The organism is Cytobacillus spongiae (genome assembly GCF_021390075.1).
Genome location: NZ_CP089997.1, coordinates 910,033 through 931,474, shown reverse-complemented (window position 1 = coordinate 931,474; position 21,442 = coordinate 910,033). Strand labels below are relative to the sequence as shown.

The window sequence follows — 21,442 nt, the reverse complement described above, 5'->3', positions numbered from 1 at the left end:
GCTAATGATGCATGATGAATGACTGTGACGTGCTTTTTATTAATCACGGAAATGAGTGTATACAGCCTTTTTGGGGTTGTGATGAGTGAAGTCTATTTCATTATGAGGGAGAGAAAAATCTTTTTTTCATAAAGCGAGCAATCATAAAAAAGAATGCTCGCTCAAAATAAATTTTATCTCTTCTTTGGATCTAATATCAGCTTTCCATAGGTTTGACGAGATTGCATAAGTTTATGGACTTTGGCCGCTTCTTCTAATGGAAACACTTCACCAACCGTTATCTTCAATTGCCCTTTTGCTAAATAGGTGAATAAGTCGTTTAAACTCTCCTTTAATAACTGCGGCTTTCTCATAATCTGTGGTAAGAAAAAGCCGATGACCGATTGATTTCGCGCCATTAGTGTGGATGGGTAAAATCTTGGCTGTTCCCCACTTGCTACACCATAGATAACTAGACGCCCAGACGTAGCGAGACATTGTAAGGTTTTATTGAAAATATCTCCTCCCGCCATTTCAAGTGCGACATTTACTCCTTTGCCTCCCGTCGCTTCTAATACTTCCTTTTCCCAACCATCTTTTGTGTAGTTTACTAATACATCTGCCCCCATTTGACGAGCAAGCTCTAGTTTTTTCTCTGTACTTGCAGTAGCAATTATCTTTCCTGCCCCAAATAATTTAGCTAGTTGAACGGCAATTGTACCGACCCCACCTGCTGCAGCATGGACAAGAACAGACTCCCCTTCTTCTAATCGTCCCATTGTTTTTAATATATGATAAGCACTTAGCCCTTGTAAGGGAAGGGCTGCGGCTTGCTGAAAATCTAGCTGCTCTACAAGTGGGATCAATGAACGCTCATCAGCTATCGCATATTCAGCATATCCCCCTGCTTCGATTAAAGTCACAACCCTCGCCCCTGGCTTCACTGTTGTTACGTTTTCACCAATGGCAACTACCACTCCCGCTACTTCAGCTCCTGGTATAAACGGAAGGGGTGTTTTCACTACATATTGCCCTTCTCTTCTCGCAGTATCAGCATAATTGACACCGATTGCATGAGTATCGATTAATACCTCATGTCCTTTTGGTTGAGGTGTATCCAGGTCGACTTGCTTCAATACTTCAGGTCCACCATATTCTGTGAATTGAATTGCTTTCATTTCTCATCCCTCTTTTTCTAGTTATCATTTTCTTAATACGTAATAGGATATTCGTGAATCAGAATCTATTTAGTTCCCATGGAAAGTTCCATCGTCTTTCCATTAACAAATATATTGATTACTAGCATATTGTCTTTCAGCAATTATTCTGTTCCTTAACAAATCGGCAGTTATATCTTGAAAATCAAGGCACGCTCGAATGGTCATATCAATAAACTGCTTTTGTTCTTCACCTGATGTGAGTGAAGATACAATACTACGTGTATTTCTCTCCACATTCCAAATGGCTTCCTCTAAAAAGGTTTGAGAGAGTTTGATTTTCAAATCTGCCTTTGCTTCTCCCATTCTCACGATGTTTTTATATGTTCGATATACAGCCGATTCTGCGGCATATAAATAAATCGCAATATCCGCTAGCTTCATTAACGTTTCTTGTTCATGTACTAATTTATCCCCGAATGCTTCGTAGGCAACACCGGCACTTAGTAAAAACAAATGGCGAAGCGTTTGTATAGTTAAGCGCTCCTTTGCAAAAACCCCTTCCGCTTTTTCAGAAGGCTTCTGAAGGGATCTAACAGCTTCCTCTACTCGAGATTCTAAATGAAATTCGCCTTTCCTTGCTTTGCGGAATAAATGAGTTGGTATAAGTAATCGATTAATTTCATTCGTCCCCTCAAAAATCCGATTAATCCGAGAATCACGGTACATTTGCTCAACATTGTATTCTTTTATAAAACCTGCACCACCATGGAGCTGGAGTGTTTCGTCTACGACATTGTCTAGGGTTTCAGAGCCAAATACCTTACAAATTGCACACTCCATTGCATATTCGCTCATTCTTTTCCCTATAAGTTTGGTGTCCGTACATTCATAAAGGTCAAAAAGGGACTCTTCTAGTAAAGCCGCCGTTCGATATTGCAGCGATTCGGCTGCATAGATTCTCGATGCCATCTTAGCAATTTTCTCCTTCGTAGCAGGAAAGGCTGCGATTTCTCTTCCAAACTGTTTTCGTTCTTGAATAAATTGAACGGATTTTTTTAGAGATACTTTGGCTGCACCCATACAAGCAGACCCTAAATTGAAACGTCCTAAGTTAAGAACATTCAAGGCAATTACGTGTCCCTTGCCAATTTCCCCTAATAGATGATCTACCGGAACTAAACAATCCTCAAAAATAACCGTTCGAGTCGATGATCCCTTTATGCCCATTTTCTGTTCTTCTGGTCCAAAAGATAATCCCGGGAAATTTTTCTCTACAATAAATGCGGTAAATTGCTGTCCATCTACTTTAGCATAAACAATGAATGTATCTGAAAACACCGCATTTGTAATATACATTTTTGTACCATTTAAAAGGAAATGGGTTCCTTCCTGATTAAGTCTGGCTGTCGTTTCAGCAGCTAGAGCGTCTGAACCTGCATTCGGCTCTGTTAAGCAATATGCACCAATATACTCTCCGCTTGCCAATTTAGGTAGATAGGTCTCCTTTTGCTTTTCCGTTCCAAAATAGGTGATTGGAAGTGTAGCGATACAAGTATGATTAGAATGAGCAACCCCATACCCACTCGATGGACCGACCATCTCACCCACAATTCCTTTGCTTACTTTATCTAATCCTAATCCACCATATTTCTCTGGAATGCTATGTGCGAGTAGCCCTAGATCGCCTGCCTTTTGTAGTAATTCAACAATAAGTTCAAAGTTTTGTTCCTCAATTTTATCCATATTTGGCAATACTTCTTTTTCAACAAATTGCTTTGCTGTTGAACCAATCATGACATGCTCATCGGTGAAATCCTCAGGGGTAAATAGATCCTCTACATTCAATTGAGCAAAAAGGAAGCTTGCTCCTTTATTTTTCGTATGAATTTCATCCATGTAAGATCCTCCTTTTAGTTAGAAAACGATCGGATCACTTCTACTAAACTAGTTCCGTTGTCATGTAGCATTGAGTATTCTCTATTAATCTAGTACATTCCTAGCACTAGTCATCTGTTCCCCTTGGGTGATTAAACTACGGACAAAATGATTGAACTGGGAAAAACGAGAATCATTTGTTTGTCCTTTTTGATACCGGTAATAGATTTGTTGACATATCACAGCTAGCTTAAAGTAAGCGAAAGTGACATAGAAGTTGATATTCGATACATCACGTCCGCTTTTTCTAGCGTAGGCTTCGATAAATTCAGTTCTTGACATAAATCCATCTAAAACAGTTACAGGCGGTTTTCCTAAGCCATTCTTTAGAAGTGGTGGATCATCTGACTGTGTCCAATAACTCATTGCTGCTCCTAAATCGGCTAACGGATCACCTACAGTTGACATTTCCCAATCAAACAATCCCACCATTTCATCTAAATCCTCAGTGAACATCGCATTATTGAGCTTATAATCATAATGAATGATCGTTGCATCAGCATACACAGGAATATGATCTATTAACCATTTCTTCAATCGATCAACTTGTGGAATATGATCTGTTTCGGCACGGTCATACCGTTTTATCCAACCATGTACCTGCCTCTCCATAAACCCTTGAGGTTTGCTTATATCAACTAATCCCGTCTGTCGATAATCAACTTGATGTAACGAAACAAGTTGATCCACCATTTTTTCTGATAGTTGCCTGCAAAGTTTTTGGGTCACCTTGATGCCTTCTGGAAAATCTGTATCTAGCACAATCCCCTTTTTTCTTTCCATTAATAAGAAGGGACTCGAAACGATACTCAAATTATCTGAATATAAAATAGGTTTAGGTGCCACTGAATAATAAGGATAAACTTCTGAAAGGATCTGGTATTCCCGCTCCATATCGTGAGCTTTTGGTGCAACAGGTCCTAAGGGCGGACGGCGAAGCACTGCATTCCAATCCCCTGCTTTCAGCTCATATGTAAGATTCGAATGTCCCGCGGAAAATTGAAGAACCTCAAGTGGCTCGTTAGGAAAATCTACAATATTCTCCTTCAAAAAGCCCTCTAGCGCATTTACATGCAACTCTTCTCCCTTTCTAACGTGAATCGTATCAGAGAATTTTTGATTAGGCATGTTGTCCTCCTTCATCTATGGGTTTATGAAGAGTGAATATTCTGAAATTATTTCTTTGATACTTCTCCTTATTTACGTGTCTCTCAGGAAATACATTTACCTATGTCTAAAAACTGGCTTTCTTTTTTCAATAAATGCACTTACACCTTCTTTAATATCCTCTGTTTGAAACACTTCTACGAGGAGATTTGCTTCTATTTCAATACCATTTTCTAATGTAGTATCCAACCCATGATCAACTGCTTGTTTGATTCGGGATAATACTTGTAAGGAGTGTCTGGTCATTTTTTTCGCTAACGCGATTCCAGCTTCTACCCCTTTTCCTGTTTCAACAACAGAATTGACTAACCCAATCCGTTCCGCTTCTTTTGCAGAAATGGCCTCTCCCGTATACATTAGTTCCTTTGCTTTTGCTGCTCCAACTAGCCTTGGCAAACGCTGAGTGCCCCCTGCACCTGGAAATAATCCTAAAGTGATTTCAGGAAGTCCGATTTGGGCATGCTCTTCAGCGATTCGCATATCACAACTTAAGGCAAGCTCGCACCCTCCCCCTAATGTGAGACCGTTTAATACAGCGATTGTTGGTTTAGGAAACTGCTGAATTTCGGTTAACACTCGATGCCCTTCCATTACAGACTCCTTCATATCTCGATTGCCGATCAACTGCGGAAATTCTTTAATGTCTGCTCCTGCTACAAATGCTCGATTCCCTGCACCTGTTACTAACACAGCTACAATTTCTTCATCCTCTTTTAGTTGAAGAAAGGCATTCTTCAACTCTTGGAATACCTGTTGGCTTAATACATTTAAAGGAGGGTGATTAATTGAAACAATCCCCAGTCCATTCATCTTTTCATAGGTTACAGTTGAATTCATCCCTTCTTCACTCCTATTTGTTGGTATTCATACCAGCCTTTTCCTGTTTTTCTTCCTAAATGGCCTTGCTCCACCTTCTCATGCATAGAAGGAGTAGGTCGATCCTCTTCATTTCCCGTCTCTTGATAACGTTGCTCCATTACGTAATAGCCTACGTCAATTCCTGAGAGATCCATCAGTTCAAATGGACCGATTGGATGATTCAGTGCTTTCCTGCAAATCATATCAATATCCTTGAAATCGGCAATTCCTTGTTCATATAAAGATAACGCTTCTTTTTGTAATGCTCCTAATATTCGGTTCGCGACAAACCCAGAAATTTCTTTTTTCAAAAGCAAAGCGGTGCGGTTCACTTTCTCACATACTTCCATAGTCACTCTAGCTGTTTCCTCTGAAGTTTGCTCACTCACCACGACTTCCACACAATCCATAACTAATGGTGGAAAAAAGAAATGCATATTTACGACTTTGTCAGGCCTCTGTGTCACACCTGCAATTAAACTATTAACAATTGTTGAGCTATTTGTGGCGAATATAGTATGCTGCTGCGCATATTTCTCAAGCTCTTTAAATACTGCCTTTTTTACATGCAATTTCTCAACGACTGCTTCAATGACAAAATCAGCAGGTTTGACAGCTTCCTCTAGACTGGTAGTAAAATGCAGACGTCTAAACGCAGCAGCTTTTTGATCCGGTGAAAGCTTTCCTTTTTCAACCCACTTACCCATTAATATCGCTAAGCTTTGTTTGGCTTTTGTTAATGCTTCTTCCTGCACATCCTGAATCGTTGTATGAAATCCCCCAAGAGCACATAACATTCCAATTTGATGTCCCATTTGTCCTGCACCAATCACAGCAATTTGTTGAACTTTCACCTAAATTCCTCCCCATCAACCAACTGGTTAGTATGTTTATATATTTGGAAGTGCAGGGTGCAGGGACACCCCTCACTTCCTATTACATTCTCTATGCTTGAATTCCTTTTAACATCATCTCGACAAATGTTTCAGCAACTTCTTTCTCAGACGCTTTTCCGCTCGGATTGAACCATTGATAGCTCCAATTTGTCATTCCTAAAATGCCAAACGTAATAATTGGAGCATTCAGATCCGGTCGAAACTCACCTTTGTTGATTCCATCTTGAATTAAGGCTTCCAGATTTAAGCGAAATTGATCTCGTTTCGGAATTATTTTTGCAAGCCGCTCTTCGTTCAAATTTTGCATTTCTCTAAAGAAAATCTTGGCGCTAGATCCTTGACTCTTAATCTTACGAATGAGCATAAATACGACCTCAAATAGCTTCTCTTTACAGGTCTTATGTGGATCTTCAAAGATCTCTAATTGAAGTTTTAGCATTTCATCAATATAACCTAGGTGGATGTCCATTAACAGCTCTTCCTTACTCGAGAAATAATAATAGAAGGTTCCTTTTGTCACACCAATGCTATCCACTATATCTTGAATAGATGTCTCTGAAAATCCTTGTTTTTCAAATAGCTGTATACTAAATTCGGTAATCTTTTCCTTCACTTTCTGCTCCCCACAATCTAAACATTCTTTGCTGCAAATTATACCATGTCTGTTTTTCCTTCGAACGTGGCTATCTTTGCTTAGCCTCTTCCTCTCTTAATGCTCGGCGAAGGATTTTCCCAACACTTGTTTTGGGGAGTTGGTCTCGAAACTCGACGATTGTCGGTACTTTGAAGGCTGCCATTTGTTTCTTACAATAGTCGGTCATCTCTTCAGCAGTAGCATTTTTTCCAGCCTTTAAGACGACTACTGCTTTGACCGTTTCCCCTCTATATGGATCAGGAACCCCTATTACAACTGCCTCTTGAACGGAAGGATGCTCATAAAGGACTTCCTCAATATCTCGTGGGTAAATATTAAAACCACTTGCAATAATCATATCCTTCTTCCGATCCACAATATATAAATATCCATCCTCATCCATTTTTCCAATGTCCCCTGTAAACAACCAGCCGTCCCGAAGAGCATGTGCTGTTTCCTCCGGCATATTCCAGTACCCCTTCATCACCTGAGGACCCTTTAGGATGATTTCTCCTAACTCACCTGGTGGCACTTCTTTCGTTCCTGTCGCGAAATCAACAACCTTATATTCGGTTGAAGGGAATCCAATTCCTACACTTCCAGGCTTTCTTTCCGCAAAATTTGGATTACAGTGCGTGGTTGGAGCTGTCTCTGATAGTCCGTAGCCTTCGAGAATCTTTGAACCTGTTTTTCTTTCGAATTCTTTCAGAAGTTCAACTGGCATAGGCGCACTCCCACTATTACAAACCTCAATGGAATGAATGCCATACTCTTCAGCACGTGGGTGGTTTGTAATGGCAACATACATCGTCGGAACTCCTGGGAATAAAGTGGGCTGTTCATTTTTGATCGTATTTAATACCTCTTCTATTTCAAAACGTGGGAGCATAATCGATTCAGACCCTGTATATATGGCAAAGTTCATGCAGGAGGTCATTCCAAACACATGAAACAAGGGTATAACCGTTAGAAATTTCTCTTTTCCCATTTCAAGGTCTTGTTGGAAAAACTCAAAGGACTGTACAACATTAGCTACAATGTTTCGATGAGTCAGCATTGCTCCCTTCGATCTTCCTGTCGTTCCCCCTGTGTATTGGAGAACGGCAACATCATTATCTGGATCAACATCAACAGGAACTAGTTCCCCATTTCCTTCAGTTATAAAGCTTTCAAAGCTACGGTCGGGATGAAAATTTGCCTCAGAAGAAGGCTTAAGACTAACAACGATAATGTGTTTAATCATAGTAGATGCTTGAACAGCTTTTACAATTGGATATAACGCGTCAAGTACAACAATCGTTTCTGCTCCAGAGTCATTTAGAATATATTCCAGTTCTCTTTCCACTAACATTGGATTGATTTGTGTAACAATCCCCCCTGCCGTTAAGCAGCCGTAATAAGAGAGAACATATTGTGGACAATTGGGGAGCATGATCGCTACTCGATCTCCCTTTTGCACACCATTCTTTTGCAGTGCGGAGGCAATCCCTATAACGCCGTAGCTTAATTCTTGATAGCGAATTTTTTGTCCATAAAAGGATAATGCTAGATTTTGAGGATAAGTAGCAGTTGTATGTTGTAGCATTTGTGGCAGAGAGATGTTTGGAACTTCTACAGTCGTAGCAATTGAACTAGGGTAATGAGAATGCCAAACCTTATTATTTGTCATATGAATCCTCCTCATTATTTATATAAAAGGCTCTGTTCGCTAAAGGAATGATTCTTATCTATTTGTTTATTAAAAACAATTGTTTAAGATCCTATTAGCGATTCCCATCCTACATGGCATGTGTTCCGCCATCGACAATTAGGACATCTCCTGTGATAAAGTTTGCTGCATCTGATGCTAAAAATATAGCAGCCCCTTTTAGATCGTCATCTGAACCAAATCGCCCAAGCGGCGTTGCTTCAAGAATCGGTGTCTTTCCTTGTTCCATAATGACCTTTGACATTTTCGTTGGAAAGAATCCAGGTGCAATTGCATTGACATTGATGTTATATTTCCCCCATTTGACAGCTAAATCTTTCGTAAATGTAATGACAGCTCCCTTGCTTGTGTTGTATACAATTGTGTCCATATATCTAGGATCGGTGCCTCCTAAGCCAGCGACGGATGCAATGTTGATGATTTTCCCTGCTTTTTGTTCAATCATCACCTTTCCAACAGCTTGACTCATCAAAAAGGTACCCGTTACATTCACATCCATCACTTTTTTCCACGCCTCAAGTGGCATGTCAGTAACAGGTGCTCCCCAAGTTGCACCACTGTTATTTACTAAAATATCAATATGCGAAAACTGACGTAGTGTCTCTTCAACCACATACTGCACATCATCTGGCTTAGATACATCACATTGAAGGGCAAGTGTCCGAGCACCGAGCTGATCCAGCTCCTTTGCTACACTCTCGCATGCTTCTAACTTTCGTGAACATACAACAACGTTCGCACCTGCCTCGGCAAATCCCTTTGCCATTTGAGCACCTAGACCTCTCCCTCCACCAGTTACAATTGCAGTTTTTCCAGTCAAATCAAACAGCTTTAGCGATTCCATTCTCAACATCTCCTTCCATATGATCTATTGATATTTCCGTAATTCTAGCTTTGCCACTTGTGCTCGATGAACTTCATCTGGACCATCTGCCATTCTTAAGGTTCTTGCATTTGCCCATTGAGCGGCTAGCGTATAATCCTCCGACACCCCTGCTGCACCCAAGGCTTGAATAGCTCGATCGAGCACACGTAATGCCATTGAAGGTGCAATCACCTTTATCATGGCAATCTCTGACTTCGCTTCTTTATTTCCAACCCTATCCATCATATAAGCTGCCTTTAATGTAAGTAACCTAGCTTGCTCGATCTCGATTCGCGAATCCGCTATCCACTCTCTTATGACACCCTGCTGAGAAAGAGGTTTACCAAAAGCTACACGATTTTGTACACGCTTACATAATTCTTCAAGCGCTCGTTCTGCTGCACCAATTAATCGCATGCAATGATGAATTCTCCCAGGCCCTAATCTGCCTTGTGCAATCGCAAACCCCTTGCCTTCCCCCCACAGAATATTTTCTTTCGGTACCCTTACATTTTCATATGTAATCTCCCCATGTCCATGTGGCGCATGGTCGTATCCGAAGACAGACAGCATTCGTTCCACTTTCACTCCTTCTGTATCTAATGGTACTAGGATCATAGATTGCTGTTCATAGCGTCCTACCTCTGTACTTGTTTTCCCCATGAATATGGAAACTTTACATCGAGGGTCGCCGGCTCCAGAAGACCACCATTTTCTCCCATTGATGATATAGTCATCCCCATCTATTTCTATACTCGCTTCTATATTTGTGGCATCAGCTGAAGCAACATTCGGTTCAGTCATTGAGAAACAGGAACGAATTTCTCCTTTTAGAAGAGGCTTTAGCCAGCGCTCTTTTTGCTCTTCTGTACCATAGCGAACGAGCACCTCCATATTGCCTGTATCAGGTGCATTGCAATTAAATACCTCTGGCCCGATTAGTGATCGTCCCATTATTTCACAAAGAGGCGCATACTCAACATTCGAAAGCCCCGCTCCATACTCACTCTCAGGTAAAAAAAGATTCCATAATCCTTCTGCCTTCGCTTTCTCCTTCAACTCTTCCAAAATTGGAGGAACGGTAGTCCAACGATTTTCTTGCTCGTTTAATTGTTGTTCATATAGTTTTTCATTGGGATACACTTGCTCTTCCATAAAGCTAGTCAGCTTTGTTTGCAGCTCCATAACCTTCGAAGAATACGAAAAGTTCAAATTGATCATCCCTTTCTCACTAACTAACCGGTTGGTATGTTACTTGTAATCTATTATACGATTAATTTTAGAATATTCAAATATTTACCTAATCATTCCGATTATTTTATGCGATTTACTATTTTTATAGAACTGGGTAGTCCTTAGGAGCGAACGCTCCTTTTTTGAGCGTTCGCTCCTAATCCTTGTGAATACGCTCGCTTCTTCCATTATTCGCTCGTATTGGACAAGAAATCGCTCATATTCGACAAAGTTTCGCTCCAATGGCCACGAATTTCGCTCATATTCAATTTATTTGATCCAATTCGTCACTAATAAGTTGAAATTATATGAAAATTCTAGTTAAAGATAAGTTAAAATGGTATTCAAAGGGATTATCTTTTTAACTGAAGGGAGCATGGACAATGAAGGAAAAAATATTAGTACCTATCGATGGTTCAGATTATTCTATGAAAGCTCTACAACATGCAATTGAGATAGCAAAAAAATTGAATGCAGAGCTACTTTTAATCAATGTCCAACCTAGTTTAGACACTCATAATGTAAAGCGTTTTTTATCAGCTGCTCAGGTGAGAGATTATCAAGAGGAAATGGCAGAGGAAGCTTTCAAACCTGCTGATCAATTACTAGAACGCAGTCAAGAAATAAATGTATCTAAAAAAATCTTAATTGGAGCTCCTTCTACCGAAATATGCACAGCTGCAAAAGAGGATTCTGCGACAAGTATCATCATGGGTTCAAGAGGATTAGGTGCTATAAAAAGAACTCTTCTTGGAAGTGTAAGCTACGGTGTTCTTCATGATTCACCTTGCCCAGTAACGATTGTTCCGTAAAAACCTACCAAAACGATACCAGCGAAACCTAGATGTATTCCGTGGATAAAACGCAAATCCCTTCCCGGCTCGCTCAAGGTCACTTGCATTTCGATAGGAGGTTAAGCTAAATGGATGTTGAACATTCCTCTTCCCTTCGTAATCAAGTGACTTACACTTATCTGCATTAGTAGGTACGGAACCAATAAAAAAACCAATTCAAAAGAATTGGCCTTTAGATAAGTGACATTAGGGTTCCACCTAAAGCTCCTGCGACTACGATTACCCATGGTGGGAGCTTCCAATAGACAAGCATGCTAAACAAAATAGCTGCAAATGCAAAGTCAATTGGTGCTAGAATAGAACTCGTCCATATCGGTTGATAAAAGGCGGAAATCAAAATTCCGACAACAGCTGCATTTACTCCTATTAATGCTCCTTTAATTTTAGGATTACGGCGTAATGAATCCCAAAATGGAAGTGTACCTAAAATTAATAGAAATGCCGGTAAGAAAATAGCAAATGTAGCTAATAAGCCGCCTTTCCATCCGTTAATGACTGCACCTAAATAGGCTGCAAATGTAAACAATGGTCCAGGAACAGCCTGAGCAGCTCCGTAACCGGCTAAAAATGCTTCCTCGCTCATCCACCCTGTAGGAACAAACTCACGTTCTAACAATGGAAGAACGACATGCCCCCCACCAAAAACAAGTGAGCCAGATCGATAAAAGCTATCCACCATCGCTACCCAGCTTAATGATGTCATCTCACGAACAATGGGTAATGCAAACAGCAAACCAAAGAATAAGGTTAAGCAAATGACTCCTGCCCGCTTCGAAATCGGAAAATGACTTTTATTGTCATCCACATCCTGTCCATTTCGATATAAATAAAATCCAATGAGACCAGCGACAAGAATAACCCCTACCTGTGAATAGGCTGTTTGCCAAAGTAAGGTAGCCACTAGAGCAAATAAAGCAATTGTCTTACGTTGAATATCCGGTGTCAGCTTTTGCGCCATACCTAAAATGGCATGGGCAACAACGGCAACAGCAACAATCTTTAATCCATGAATCCAGCCTGCATCACTTACATCAAGCCCTTGCAATACGAGTGCAAATAGAATAAGAGCTAATACTGAAGGAAGCGTAAATCCAATAAAGGAGATGATTCCTCCTAATATGCCTGCTCGCATGATTCCAATCCCCATACCAACCTGACTACTCGCTGGACCTGGAAGGAATTGACAAAGAGCAACTAAATCCGCATAGCTTTTTTCATCCATCCATTTACGTCTTCTCACATATTCCTCATGAAAATAACCTAAATGGGCAACCGGTCCACCGAATGACGTGAATCCTAGTCTAGTGGATACGAGCAATAGCTCAAATAATGTGCGTACATCTTTCTTCTGTTGTGACATACAGTCCCTACCTTTCGTAAATTTATTACCCCATTAAAGGATACTTGAATGGCTAGTGACTTTGCAATCACCAAGTTTTCATACAGAATCCCTTCCGTTATCATGTCTCTTATTTATCTTCATTTCTTTGGTGGTGAATGGCTTCTAGTACCTGAAACAGGTAAGAAAATGATTTAGATACTTCATTGCAACACCCTTAGATCTCTGTATATCTTTCTTGTAATAAAAAAAGGCTGTAGGCACCCTCGAAATTTTCGAGGGTATCTACAGTCTTATGCACCCAACTAATGTTTGCATTTTAGTTTATTGAAATAGAGATGTCAGAACTGTTTATAAAGACAACGGCTTAGTGGAAAACATGTGCTTACATTTCGAGACGCTCACTTTCTCATGACGTTCATCAAGCCTTCAATTCTGCCTTCAAACAGAAAACGTTGGATCTTTTTTTCATATGTGAGAAGTTTCAATTATACGATATCTTTTACACCTTCACGCTTCACCGAAAGGGCGATCAATAATCCAGTTAAAACGGCCAATCCCATATAACTTACCGGTACAACCCACTTGGGAATTCCCAAATTGATGATTTGGTTGATTAAATAGCTCACCGCAATGGACGTCATTGCATAAAGGAACGGAACTTGGACTCCAATTAATGCAATATAATTCGGTACAACTGTTGATACACTCATAGCCAACATGGCAATCACAATTCCTAAAACATAGATCGCAAATACGGTAAGGATAATGTATTGAAAAAAAGTAAGGTCGTACCAGAAATTTGGGCCGATAAATGACTGAATTGGAACCGGAAAGAACGTTGCCGTATGATTCATGGAATATAAACTAAAGTAGACACCCAACAGAACAGTGACAACCATAACCGTACTAATAATCCCCGCAAGCACCTTCTTTAAATAAACCTTCCTTCCTTCTTTAGCCGTATATTGCAAGTCTCTAACTCTTAAGATTCGATCTCTAATCATAAGCGGTGATACCATTACAGCCGCACTAATCACAATTACAATTGTCACGTTCATGATGAAATCTTTAAAGTTGGTAAACGCCACTTCTGGATAAACATGATGGCTCCCACTTGCCTTAATCTCTTCTAATCTCTTCTTTTGCTCAGAAGTAGCAGCACTTATTGTATTATTTATAATTAATTGTTGCAGATTATGAAAATCTTTTAAACTTTCGCGTTCTTGTAGTTCCCAAAACAGATCGATACTTTCTTCAAAAAAAAGTTTCCCATGTAGGTCTGAGTACACTTGATCCTCAAAATCCATTTGCTTGAATTGTTCATAGGTTGTTATATCGGCCTTCTTAAAGTCTTCCCTTGATTGTAAAATATGATCTGCCTCTTCTACCTGTTGTTCGTAGGTTTTCTTAAAATCAGCTATCTCTGTCTCGTCCATTTTTGCACCATATTTTTCAATCATTTCTATCCCTATTCGGTAGGAGTCCAATGCAGGGCGGCCGTTCGGAAAGTACCGAATATGAAAATCAATTAACAGAAAATACAAGATGACATTTACGAACGTAAGAACAAAAAGCATCTTCCAATTTAAAAATTTTTTAACTTCATTTATGATTATTTGCATGCAAATCTCCTTATACGATTGACTGGTTTTTAAACGTTCTCAAGCAAAGTGTACAAAGCATAACTAAAATGATTGTCCATGCGGAAACTGTAATAAGTTCATAATATTTGAATAACAACAATCCCTTACTTCCAAGAAACCATGTTTGTGGGTTCAATAAGAGAGTGGAGAGGTTGAACCCCGTAATATAGAGCAAATTTGAGCTTGCCGGCATAAACCCTTGAAGCAGATAGAGAATAATAAATACTCCGCCAAAAAGAAGAAATGTATAATAACTATTTTTGACGAATACAGCTATGACGAACGTAATCATGGAGATTAGCAGCAATGCGATATACATTAAAGCAATTCCCACAAGTAAATACGTCATAAACGACATGCTCCACCATGAGACATTCGGAAAGTTTCCTTCCCAGTTAAATGCACTACTAATTGAGCTCTTAAATAAATGGGAATAATCATACACGATAAAATAGCTTCCAAGCGTAAGGAACAATAGGATTGTCATAACTGTCATCGTCACGATGAGGGAAGCTACCAATTTATCTCCTAATAACCTCCTACCTCTTTTCGCTGAGTAGGTAACTAGCTGTGTTCGATTTTCAAACTCATAATTCACTACAAGTGCTGTAGCTAGGACAACTAATATAATTAATTCAATAACTAATCCTCTAAACACATCCTTGAATAATAGACTGTGCATATAATATTGCTTTCCTGAAAAAAACCATTGTGTATGCTCCCCATTGCTTTGCAAGTCTGCAAATCTCTCTGCAAACTTCGCGAATTGATTTCTTAACGTAACAGCTGCTTGTCCTTCTAGCTTATATCTAACTATTTCCGATTCAGCTATTTTTTCAATATTAATTTTTTCATAGGAAGGCTTGATGGCTTTCGCCGTCTCTGCATACATCTCTTTTAAATACAGCTCATGCATGAACAGCAATTCATTATCAGCGTATCGTTGTTCATCTTCATAGCTCAGCTCCGAGAAAAAATCGAACGCGCTTTCATATGTTTGTCCTGATTTCTTCTCCGTCATTTCATTTAGAACATATAGTTCCTCTTTGATATCGATTTCTAATGTTGAAAGGGATTCGCTAGTAATATGGCTTCCATACTTACTAGCAAGCTGGTTTGCTACATGCAATTCCTCTTTGAAACTGGAAGAGGAATAAATATTAAAGATATTATAGGCACTAAACAAAAGCAGCAATGCCAGGATGATAGGTGCAGTGAGTGCTTTTTTACACTCGTAAAAAAGGATCGTCTTCTTCATTCCGATTCAGCCAACAATTCATCACGATATTCATAAAGGAAAACATCCTCCAAATGAGGCATAACTTTAGTCCATTCTTCTTTTGGCTCTCCTTTGTGAACAAATCGAACAATCATCCTTCCCTGTTCCTGCTTTTCGGATAAAAGAACATGTTGACGACGGAACGCTTCTAAATTTTCATAGTTGAAGCTCGTTTCATATACATCCCCTTCAAGGGTATTGCAAATAGCTTCAACCGTTTCTTTATAAAGTAGCTGTTTATTTTTGATCATGATAATTTCATTGGCAATCGATTCAATATCGGAAACAATATGGGTAGAAATGATCACTAGTCTATCATGAGCAAGCTCTGTCAGCAGTTGCCTAAACCGTGCACGTTCCTTAGGATCAAGGCCCGCTGTTGGCTCATCTAGAATTAATACGTGCGGGTCATTTAATAATGCCTGGGCAATTCCCACTCTTTGAATCATCCCTCCTGAAAATTTCTTCAATTTTTTATTTGCGACATCTGATAGCGCTACTTTTTCCAGTAATTCATCTATTCTTTCAATTGCCTGTTTTTTGGGGATTCCTTTCAATGCTGCTAAATATAATAAATATTTTTTGGGTGTATCATTCTTGTAAAAGCCAAATTGTTGTGGCAAATAGCCTAATCGATCTCGGTACTCTTCGTCTAAGTCAATAATATTCATTCCGTTATATATAATTTCTCCCTTTGATGGAGAAATGAGTGTCACAAGCATCTTTATTAAGGTCGTCTTTCCAGCGCCATTTGGAGCTAATAGCCCATAAATCCCCTGATGAAATTCTAGGCTTACATTCTCTAATGCTGAGAAATCTCCATAATTCTTACTTACGTCTTTGACAGTTAACATCTTATTGAACTCCTTCCGATGGTTTAACATACATGATTTTTTTTAAATAGCTGACATAAAAAGCAAAACTAACTATGAATACAAACACATATACAGCAATCGGTAGCTTCACTAGAAAATCTTGATAAAAATGGTTGTCAAAGAAGTGAAAACCAATATTCAAAGCTACCCATGTTCCTGCCGCCATTGCGACAAATGGGAGAGACTTTTTTTTCATACAAATAAACAGGAAGAAAATCGAAAACAGGAATAGCGAAGTGAGAGAAATCATCAAGGCTCTTACAAAGCTTAAATCTGCATACATTCCAACAAGAAAAGTAATATAAATGATGTTGATTAATATGGATACTACGCTAAACATAAGCATGCGAAAGGCTGCGATTTGAAATATATGATATTTGCAAACCATCTCTACTTCATACGTACCAGCCTGAAATTTTTGGGCAAAAAAATAAACAGAAAGAGACAAATAAAGCAAGGGTGAAAACAAAAAGGTAAAGGCATATAGATCCTGTTCACGTACCACTTCCGTTTCCGAAATTCCGCTTGATAGAAACAATAGAATGGCTAAGCACGAAAGAATAATAGCGAATTCCCCTCTCCCCATCGGCAGGAAATTCCTCCATCCTACTTGTTTGTATATATGATATAAATACGTAGCAAAGGAGGGTCTTTGCTTCATACCTGCCTGTACAATTTGGGTTATTTCTAATTGAATGTTCTTTTCTTCTGGCATCGGAATGGTGAATTTCTCTTTACTCATCTTCCTGCTCCTTTATTTCTTTTTTTATCTTTTTAATGGCTGTGTAGTATTTTGTCTTAACTGTTGATAAAGGCATTTGGACAACTTCAGCAATTTCCGGCAGTGTATACTCAGCAAATAGCTTGAGCCGAACGACTTGCTGGGTGCTGCTTTCAAGCCTGTTGACAATGGATGCAATACGCTCTACATCCTCTTTGTATTCCAATTGGACAATCACATCCTCTTCATTCTCAAACTCATACCCTTCAATGGTTTCTGATTGTTGACTATATTGATATTGCTTAGACCTGTAGTAATCCACCAGCCGGTTGGAAGCAATTCGATAAAGCCAAGTTCGAAACGATGCTTTTTTTTCATCGAAACGGTTAATTGACTTAAGAACACTTATAAAAATTTCTTGTGTGATGTCTAACGATAGCTCTGCATCAAGCGTCTGCTTATAAACAAAGGCATAAATTTCCTTGTAGTAGCTTGAGATTAGCTTGTTTGCTGCTTCGCTGCTTGCTTTTTTTTTGACTTTTTTGATCCACTGCTGCTCCAGATTCATATCTTCACCACATATTCTCGATATTGCTTCTTCGTTAATATATTCGAAATTTAATTTTGAAAAGTTTGAGAGGAACGATAATTTTTTGAAAAAAATCGACATAATTCGAAACCTTTAACACATTAGTACGTATTAGTTGTGATCTATCCACTTTGGATTTATATTTAAATTATTAGCACAATTTTATTGGAGGATGAAGGATGTAGAATAGATGCATGATTTCTTATAAAAAATAGAAAACTTTTTGGAGGTTATGAAACCAATGTTTTTCCATCCAATGGATATTCTGATTTTTTTAGCATTAGGTGTTTCAATGTGGGCACAATTTAAAGTAAAGAGTAACTTTAATCAATGGTCTCAAGTGGCTACTCGCACAGGATTATCAGGAGCTGAGACTGCTCGAAAAATTCTTGATTCAAATGGTTTATACGATGTTCCGATAGAAGTCGTACGCGGCACGTTATCAGACCATTATGATCCAATGAAAAAAGTGGTTAGACTTTCTGAATCTGTCTATTACGGGCAATCCATTGCTTCCGTTTCTGTTGCAGCTCATGAAGTAGGTCACGCTATTCAGCATAAAGAGTCATATCAAGCATTAGTGCTTCGTCACAAAATTTTTCCGTTTGCCAATATTGCATCAGGGATCGCACCCTTTCTCTTCATAGGTGGAATCTTACTCCAGCAACTATCGTTAATCGGAGTTGGGATTGTATTTTTCTCAGCAGCTGTAGCTTTTCAATTAGTCACATTACCAGTTGAGTTCGATGCAAGCAGACGTGCAAAAACATTGATGCTTTCAGAAGGAATTTTATTTAACGATGAGGAACGCGGAGTGAATAAGGTATTAAATGCTGCTGCTTTAACATATGTTGCTGCTGCTTTAATGGCATTGTTTGAACTTATTAAATTCGTGATGATTTTCATGCAAGGTCAAGACGAAGACTAATTTACATTTTAAACCAGACATGTAGGAGGTGCAAAGTCTTACATTTATTTGTAGGACTACTCATTGCTAACAATCAACCTATTTCTAATTATTCTTTTAATCGCATTAACCGCATTCTTCGTTGCAACCGAGTTTGCTATTGTCAAGGTTCGTACATCAAGAATTGAGCAATTGGTAGTTGAAGGGAAAAAGGGTTCACTTGCTGCAAAGAAGGTCGTGTCCCATTTAGATGAGTATTTATCCGCCTGTCAGCTTGGAATTACTATTACAGCTTTAGGGCTTGGGTGGTTAGGTGAGCCAACTGTTGAAAAGCTGTTACACCCGTTATTTGAGTACTTTCATCTAAATGCAACGATAACGCATATTTTATCCTTTGGAATTGCCTTTGCTATCGTAACATTTTTACATGTAGTTGTCGGAGAGCTTGCACCGAAGACCATTGCAATTCAAAAAGCGGAAGCAGTTACCCTGTTATTTGCAACACCAATCATTTGGTTCTATCGAATTATGTATCCTTTCATTTGGCTTCTTAACGGTTCTGCTCGTGTAATTATTGGTGTATTCGGATTAAAACCGGCTTCTGACCATGAATTAGCACACTCTGAAGAGGAATTACGAATTCTTCTTTCCGAAAGCTATGAGAGTGGCGAGATTAATAAGAATGAACTAAAGTATGTGAACAACATCTTCGAATTTGATGAAAGAATTGCAAAGGAAATTATGGTACCGAGAACAGAAATCGTTACCGTCTCCATCGATGATCATTTTGAAGATATTCTTCATACAATCAAAGATGAACGTTACACTCGTTACCCAGTAGTTGATGGAGATAAAGACAACATTCTTGGATTTATTAATGTTAAGGAGCTATTAACTGTTGCTCTTCTAAAAGAAAACAGCGAACGGGAGTTACAGGTTAAAGACTTCATTAATCCAATTATTCGTGTCATTGAAACGATACCCATTCACGACTTGTTGATTAAAATGCAAAAGGAACGTAAGCATATTGCCATTTTAATGGATGAATATGGCGGTACTTCAGGCTTAGTCACAGTCGAGGATATCATTGAAGAAATCGTCGGGGAAATTCGTGACGAATTCGATGAAGATGAAGTCCCTGAAATCAGAAAGCTGAAAGACAACCATTATATCCTCGACGCAAAGCTTCTGATTACAGACGTAAATAAGCTTCTATTTACGGACTTATCTGATGAAGATATTGATACGATTGGCGGTTGGTTCCTATCTCATAACTTTGATGCTGAAGTCGGCTCTATTCTAGAAGCGGAAGGCTATCAATTTATTGTTCAGAAAATTGATGGTCACCAAATACAGTACCTAGAGGTTAAGAAATTATAATCTTAATATCCCTGCCCTCATCTTAATAGAGATGAGGGCTTTTATTTAATATTCAATTGCTATGTAGTTTTCGAAGTTGTGGAAGTGGTGTGACTAAGCCCGTGTTGGAGCGTTCGCTCACTTCAGTGAACTTTCGCTCGTTTTTTCTCATTTCCGCTCAAGTTCGACAAAGTATCGCTCCTATTGGACACGTTTTCGCTCGTGTAGAACAAACTTTCGCTCACTTCACTTTCATTTTCGCTCGTTCAACAAGTTTTGAAGCGTTTTTTCAAAAGAAAGGAGAGCCTATTTATTATGAATGACTCGTTACATATGAGCTTCCTATCTTGTATGAATATTTTTTGAATGACCACCTCCTCATAACTCTTCCATAGATACACACGATCCTTAGAATGGTCTTCCCCCCTCACCTTCTTCGCTGTTACTCGATTCTTTCTAGTCTGTTATAATGAAGCTACCATATAAAATGGTAGAGGAGCGAGTTTGTGATTGAATTTACTGGAGAACGAATCATCCCTGATCAGTTAAAGCCAACGAATATGTTATTGCTTGAGCATATTGCTCGTTATCAATTTAGCATTCGTCACATTGGAGGAAGCGTGCTTGATTTAGCTTGTGGGGCTGGCTTTGGATCACTCATATTAGCAAAGACTCGAAAGAAGAGATTCGAGAAAATTGTAGCAGTAGACAATGATGCAGCAACGATTGCTTATGCCCGAGGAAGGTATCATCATCCTTTAATTGAATATAAATGTGAAAACGCCGTTGACCCTTCTCTTCTAGAGAAAATCGGGACGTTTGATTCCATCGTGTCGTTTGAAACACTAGAGCATATCGAAGAGGAACAACAATTTCTAGATAACCTCTATCAGCTGTTGAAACCTGGTGGAACCTTAATCATTTCAACACCTTTTGGGAAAGGTCGTGGAGTTGAATGTGGCTCTCCTTTTCATGTTCATCAATTAACCGTAAATGAATTTCACGCTTTATTTCCACAATACATGGAAGCGAAATTCTATGTACAAGACGGGGTATTAATTGAACCACATAATGAAGAGTTTTCTTATCCGATTGGAATCGCCGTTTGTAAAAAATAAAGGGACGAAAGTAAAAAAGGCTGGGACATAAGTATTTCAGTCAATGGTATATCCGAACGATCAGGAGTTATCTCCTTTTACTAGTTCGGGTATTTTTGTTTGTGCGGAAAACAATTTTTTCCAAAAATAGTGGAATGGAGCGGAAGCCTCTCGACTACTAAGGGAAATAGAGGAAAAGCTGAGACACCAAAGCGCAGCGAGGGGGCTCAGCTTCCTCCCCGCGGAAAGCGAGTGTCTGCAGCGCAGGTGGAACGAACTTGTTTTTACAACCTACCTATTTTAAAAAAGTCATTGTTCGTCTTTGAGAAGGAGTCATATAG

General features: G+C 39.1%; 19 protein-coding genes. 4 read left to right on the top strand and 15 right to left on the bottom strand.

Annotated elements, in window-relative coordinates:
• Positions 1 to 173: 173 nt before the first annotated feature.
• From LS684_RS04875 to LS684_RS04835, 9 genes are all read right to left on the bottom strand, one after another.
• Entirely contained in the window at positions 174 to 1,157 is a 984-nt protein-coding gene (locus tag LS684_RS04875; RefSeq protein WP_233810458.1) for a quinone oxidoreductase family protein, read from the bottom strand.
• A 102-nt stretch (positions 1,158 to 1,259) separates the two neighbouring features.
• On the bottom strand, positions 1,260 to 3,035 hold the full coding sequence (locus LS684_RS04870; RefSeq protein ID WP_233810456.1) for an acyl-CoA dehydrogenase FadE: 1,776 nt from the start codon (positions 3,033 to 3,035) through the stop codon (positions 1,260 to 1,262).
• An 84-nt stretch (positions 3,036 to 3,119) separates the two neighbouring features.
• On the bottom strand, positions 3,120 to 4,202 hold the full coding sequence (locus LS684_RS04865) for a phosphotransferase family protein (RefSeq protein WP_233810454.1): 1,083 nt from the start codon (positions 4,200 to 4,202) through the stop codon (positions 3,120 to 3,122).
• A 96-nt stretch (positions 4,203 to 4,298) separates the two neighbouring features.
• Positions 4,299 to 5,078, bottom strand: coding sequence for an enoyl-CoA hydratase (locus LS684_RS04860; RefSeq protein ID WP_233810452.1), 780 nt, complete (start codon positions 5,076 to 5,078; stop codon positions 4,299 to 4,301).
• The gene (locus tag LS684_RS04855; RefSeq protein WP_267930372.1) at positions 5,075 to 5,953 is read right to left on the bottom strand and encodes a 3-hydroxyacyl-CoA dehydrogenase family protein; all 879 of its coding nucleotides are present in this window, start codon (positions 5,951 to 5,953) and stop codon (positions 5,075 to 5,077) included. The genes LS684_RS04860 and LS684_RS04855 overlap by 4 nt, the downstream gene beginning before the upstream one ends.
• A 91-nt stretch (positions 5,954 to 6,044) precedes the next feature.
• Complete coding sequence (locus LS684_RS04850; RefSeq protein WP_233810450.1) at positions 6,045 to 6,608, bottom strand: TetR/AcrR family transcriptional regulator; 564 nt, start codon at positions 6,606 to 6,608, stop codon at positions 6,045 to 6,047.
• A gap of 70 nt (positions 6,609 to 6,678) precedes the next feature.
• Entirely contained in the window at positions 6,679 to 8,298 is a 1,620-nt protein-coding gene (locus LS684_RS04845; protein ID WP_233810448.1) for a long-chain-fatty-acid--CoA ligase, read from the bottom strand.
• Between the two features lie 109 nt (positions 8,299 to 8,407).
• Complete coding sequence (locus tag LS684_RS04840) at positions 8,408 to 9,181, bottom strand: SDR family oxidoreductase (protein ID WP_233810446.1); 774 nt, start codon at positions 9,179 to 9,181, stop codon at positions 8,408 to 8,410.
• A 24-nt stretch (positions 9,182 to 9,205) separates the two neighbouring features.
• The gene (locus LS684_RS04835) at positions 9,206 to 10,414 is read right to left on the bottom strand and encodes an acyl-CoA dehydrogenase family protein (RefSeq protein WP_233810444.1); all 1,209 of its coding nucleotides are present in this window, start codon (positions 10,412 to 10,414) and stop codon (positions 9,206 to 9,208) included.
• A 404-nt stretch (positions 10,415 to 10,818) separates the two neighbouring features.
• On the opposite strand from LS684_RS04835, the gene LS684_RS04830 reads away from it, so the two are divergent.
• Positions 10,819 to 11,247, top strand: a complete 429-nt coding sequence (locus LS684_RS04830) for a universal stress protein (protein ID WP_233810442.1) — start codon at positions 10,819 to 10,821, stop codon at positions 11,245 to 11,247.
• Positions 11,248 to 11,461: 214 nt separating this feature from the next.
• Here LS684_RS04830 and LS684_RS04825 read toward each other — a convergent pair whose 3' ends face one another.
• From LS684_RS04825 to LS684_RS04800, 6 genes are all read right to left on the bottom strand, one after another.
• Positions 11,462 to 12,649 carry a chromate transporter gene (locus tag LS684_RS04825; RefSeq protein WP_233810440.1) on the bottom strand — a complete coding sequence of 396 codons (1,188 nt, stop codon included), beginning with the start codon at positions 12,647 to 12,649 and terminating at the stop codon, positions 11,462 to 11,464.
• 467 nt (positions 12,650 to 13,116) lie between these two features.
• Complete coding sequence (locus tag LS684_RS04820) at positions 13,117 to 14,253, bottom strand: hypothetical protein (protein ID WP_233810438.1); 1,137 nt, start codon at positions 14,251 to 14,253, stop codon at positions 13,117 to 13,119.
• Positions 14,254 to 14,263: 10 nt separating this feature from the next.
• The gene (locus LS684_RS04815) at positions 14,264 to 15,532 is read right to left on the bottom strand and encodes a hypothetical protein (protein ID WP_233810436.1); all 1,269 of its coding nucleotides are present in this window, start codon (positions 15,530 to 15,532) and stop codon (positions 14,264 to 14,266) included.
• Positions 15,529 to 16,407, bottom strand: coding sequence for an ABC transporter ATP-binding protein (locus LS684_RS04810; protein WP_233810434.1), 879 nt, complete (start codon positions 16,405 to 16,407; stop codon positions 15,529 to 15,531). Before LS684_RS04810 ends, LS684_RS04815 begins: the two co-directional genes overlap by 4 nt.
• Position 16,408: 1 nt before the next feature.
• Positions 16,409 to 17,170 carry a hypothetical protein gene (locus LS684_RS04805; protein WP_233810432.1) on the bottom strand — a complete coding sequence of 254 codons (762 nt, stop codon included), beginning with the start codon at positions 17,168 to 17,170 and terminating at the stop codon, positions 16,409 to 16,411.
• Positions 17,163 to 17,717 (bottom strand): RNA polymerase sigma factor, encoded by a 555-nt coding sequence (locus LS684_RS04800; protein ID WP_233810430.1) that lies wholly within the window; start codon positions 17,715 to 17,717, stop codon positions 17,163 to 17,165. Before LS684_RS04800 ends, LS684_RS04805 begins: the two co-directional genes overlap by 8 nt.
• A gap of 262 nt (positions 17,718 to 17,979) precedes the next feature.
• Here LS684_RS04800 and LS684_RS04795 point away from each other — a divergent pair, with 262 nt between their 5' ends.
• The 3 genes from LS684_RS04795 (at position 17,980) to LS684_RS04785 (ending at position 21,122) form a co-directional block, all read left to right on the top strand.
• Positions 17,980 to 18,666, top strand: coding sequence for a zinc metallopeptidase (locus LS684_RS04795; protein WP_233811543.1), 687 nt, complete (start codon positions 17,980 to 17,982; stop codon positions 18,664 to 18,666).
• A gap of 63 nt (positions 18,667 to 18,729) precedes the next feature.
• On the top strand, positions 18,730 to 20,025 hold the full coding sequence (locus LS684_RS04790) for a hemolysin family protein (protein ID WP_233810428.1): 1,296 nt from the start codon (positions 18,730 to 18,732) through the stop codon (positions 20,023 to 20,025).
• Positions 20,026 to 20,510: 485 nt separating this feature from the next.
• The gene (locus LS684_RS04785; protein ID WP_233810426.1) at positions 20,511 to 21,122 is read left to right on the top strand and encodes a class I SAM-dependent methyltransferase; all 612 of its coding nucleotides are present in this window, start codon (positions 20,511 to 20,513) and stop codon (positions 21,120 to 21,122) included.
• Positions 21,123 to 21,442: the final 320 nt, after the last annotated feature.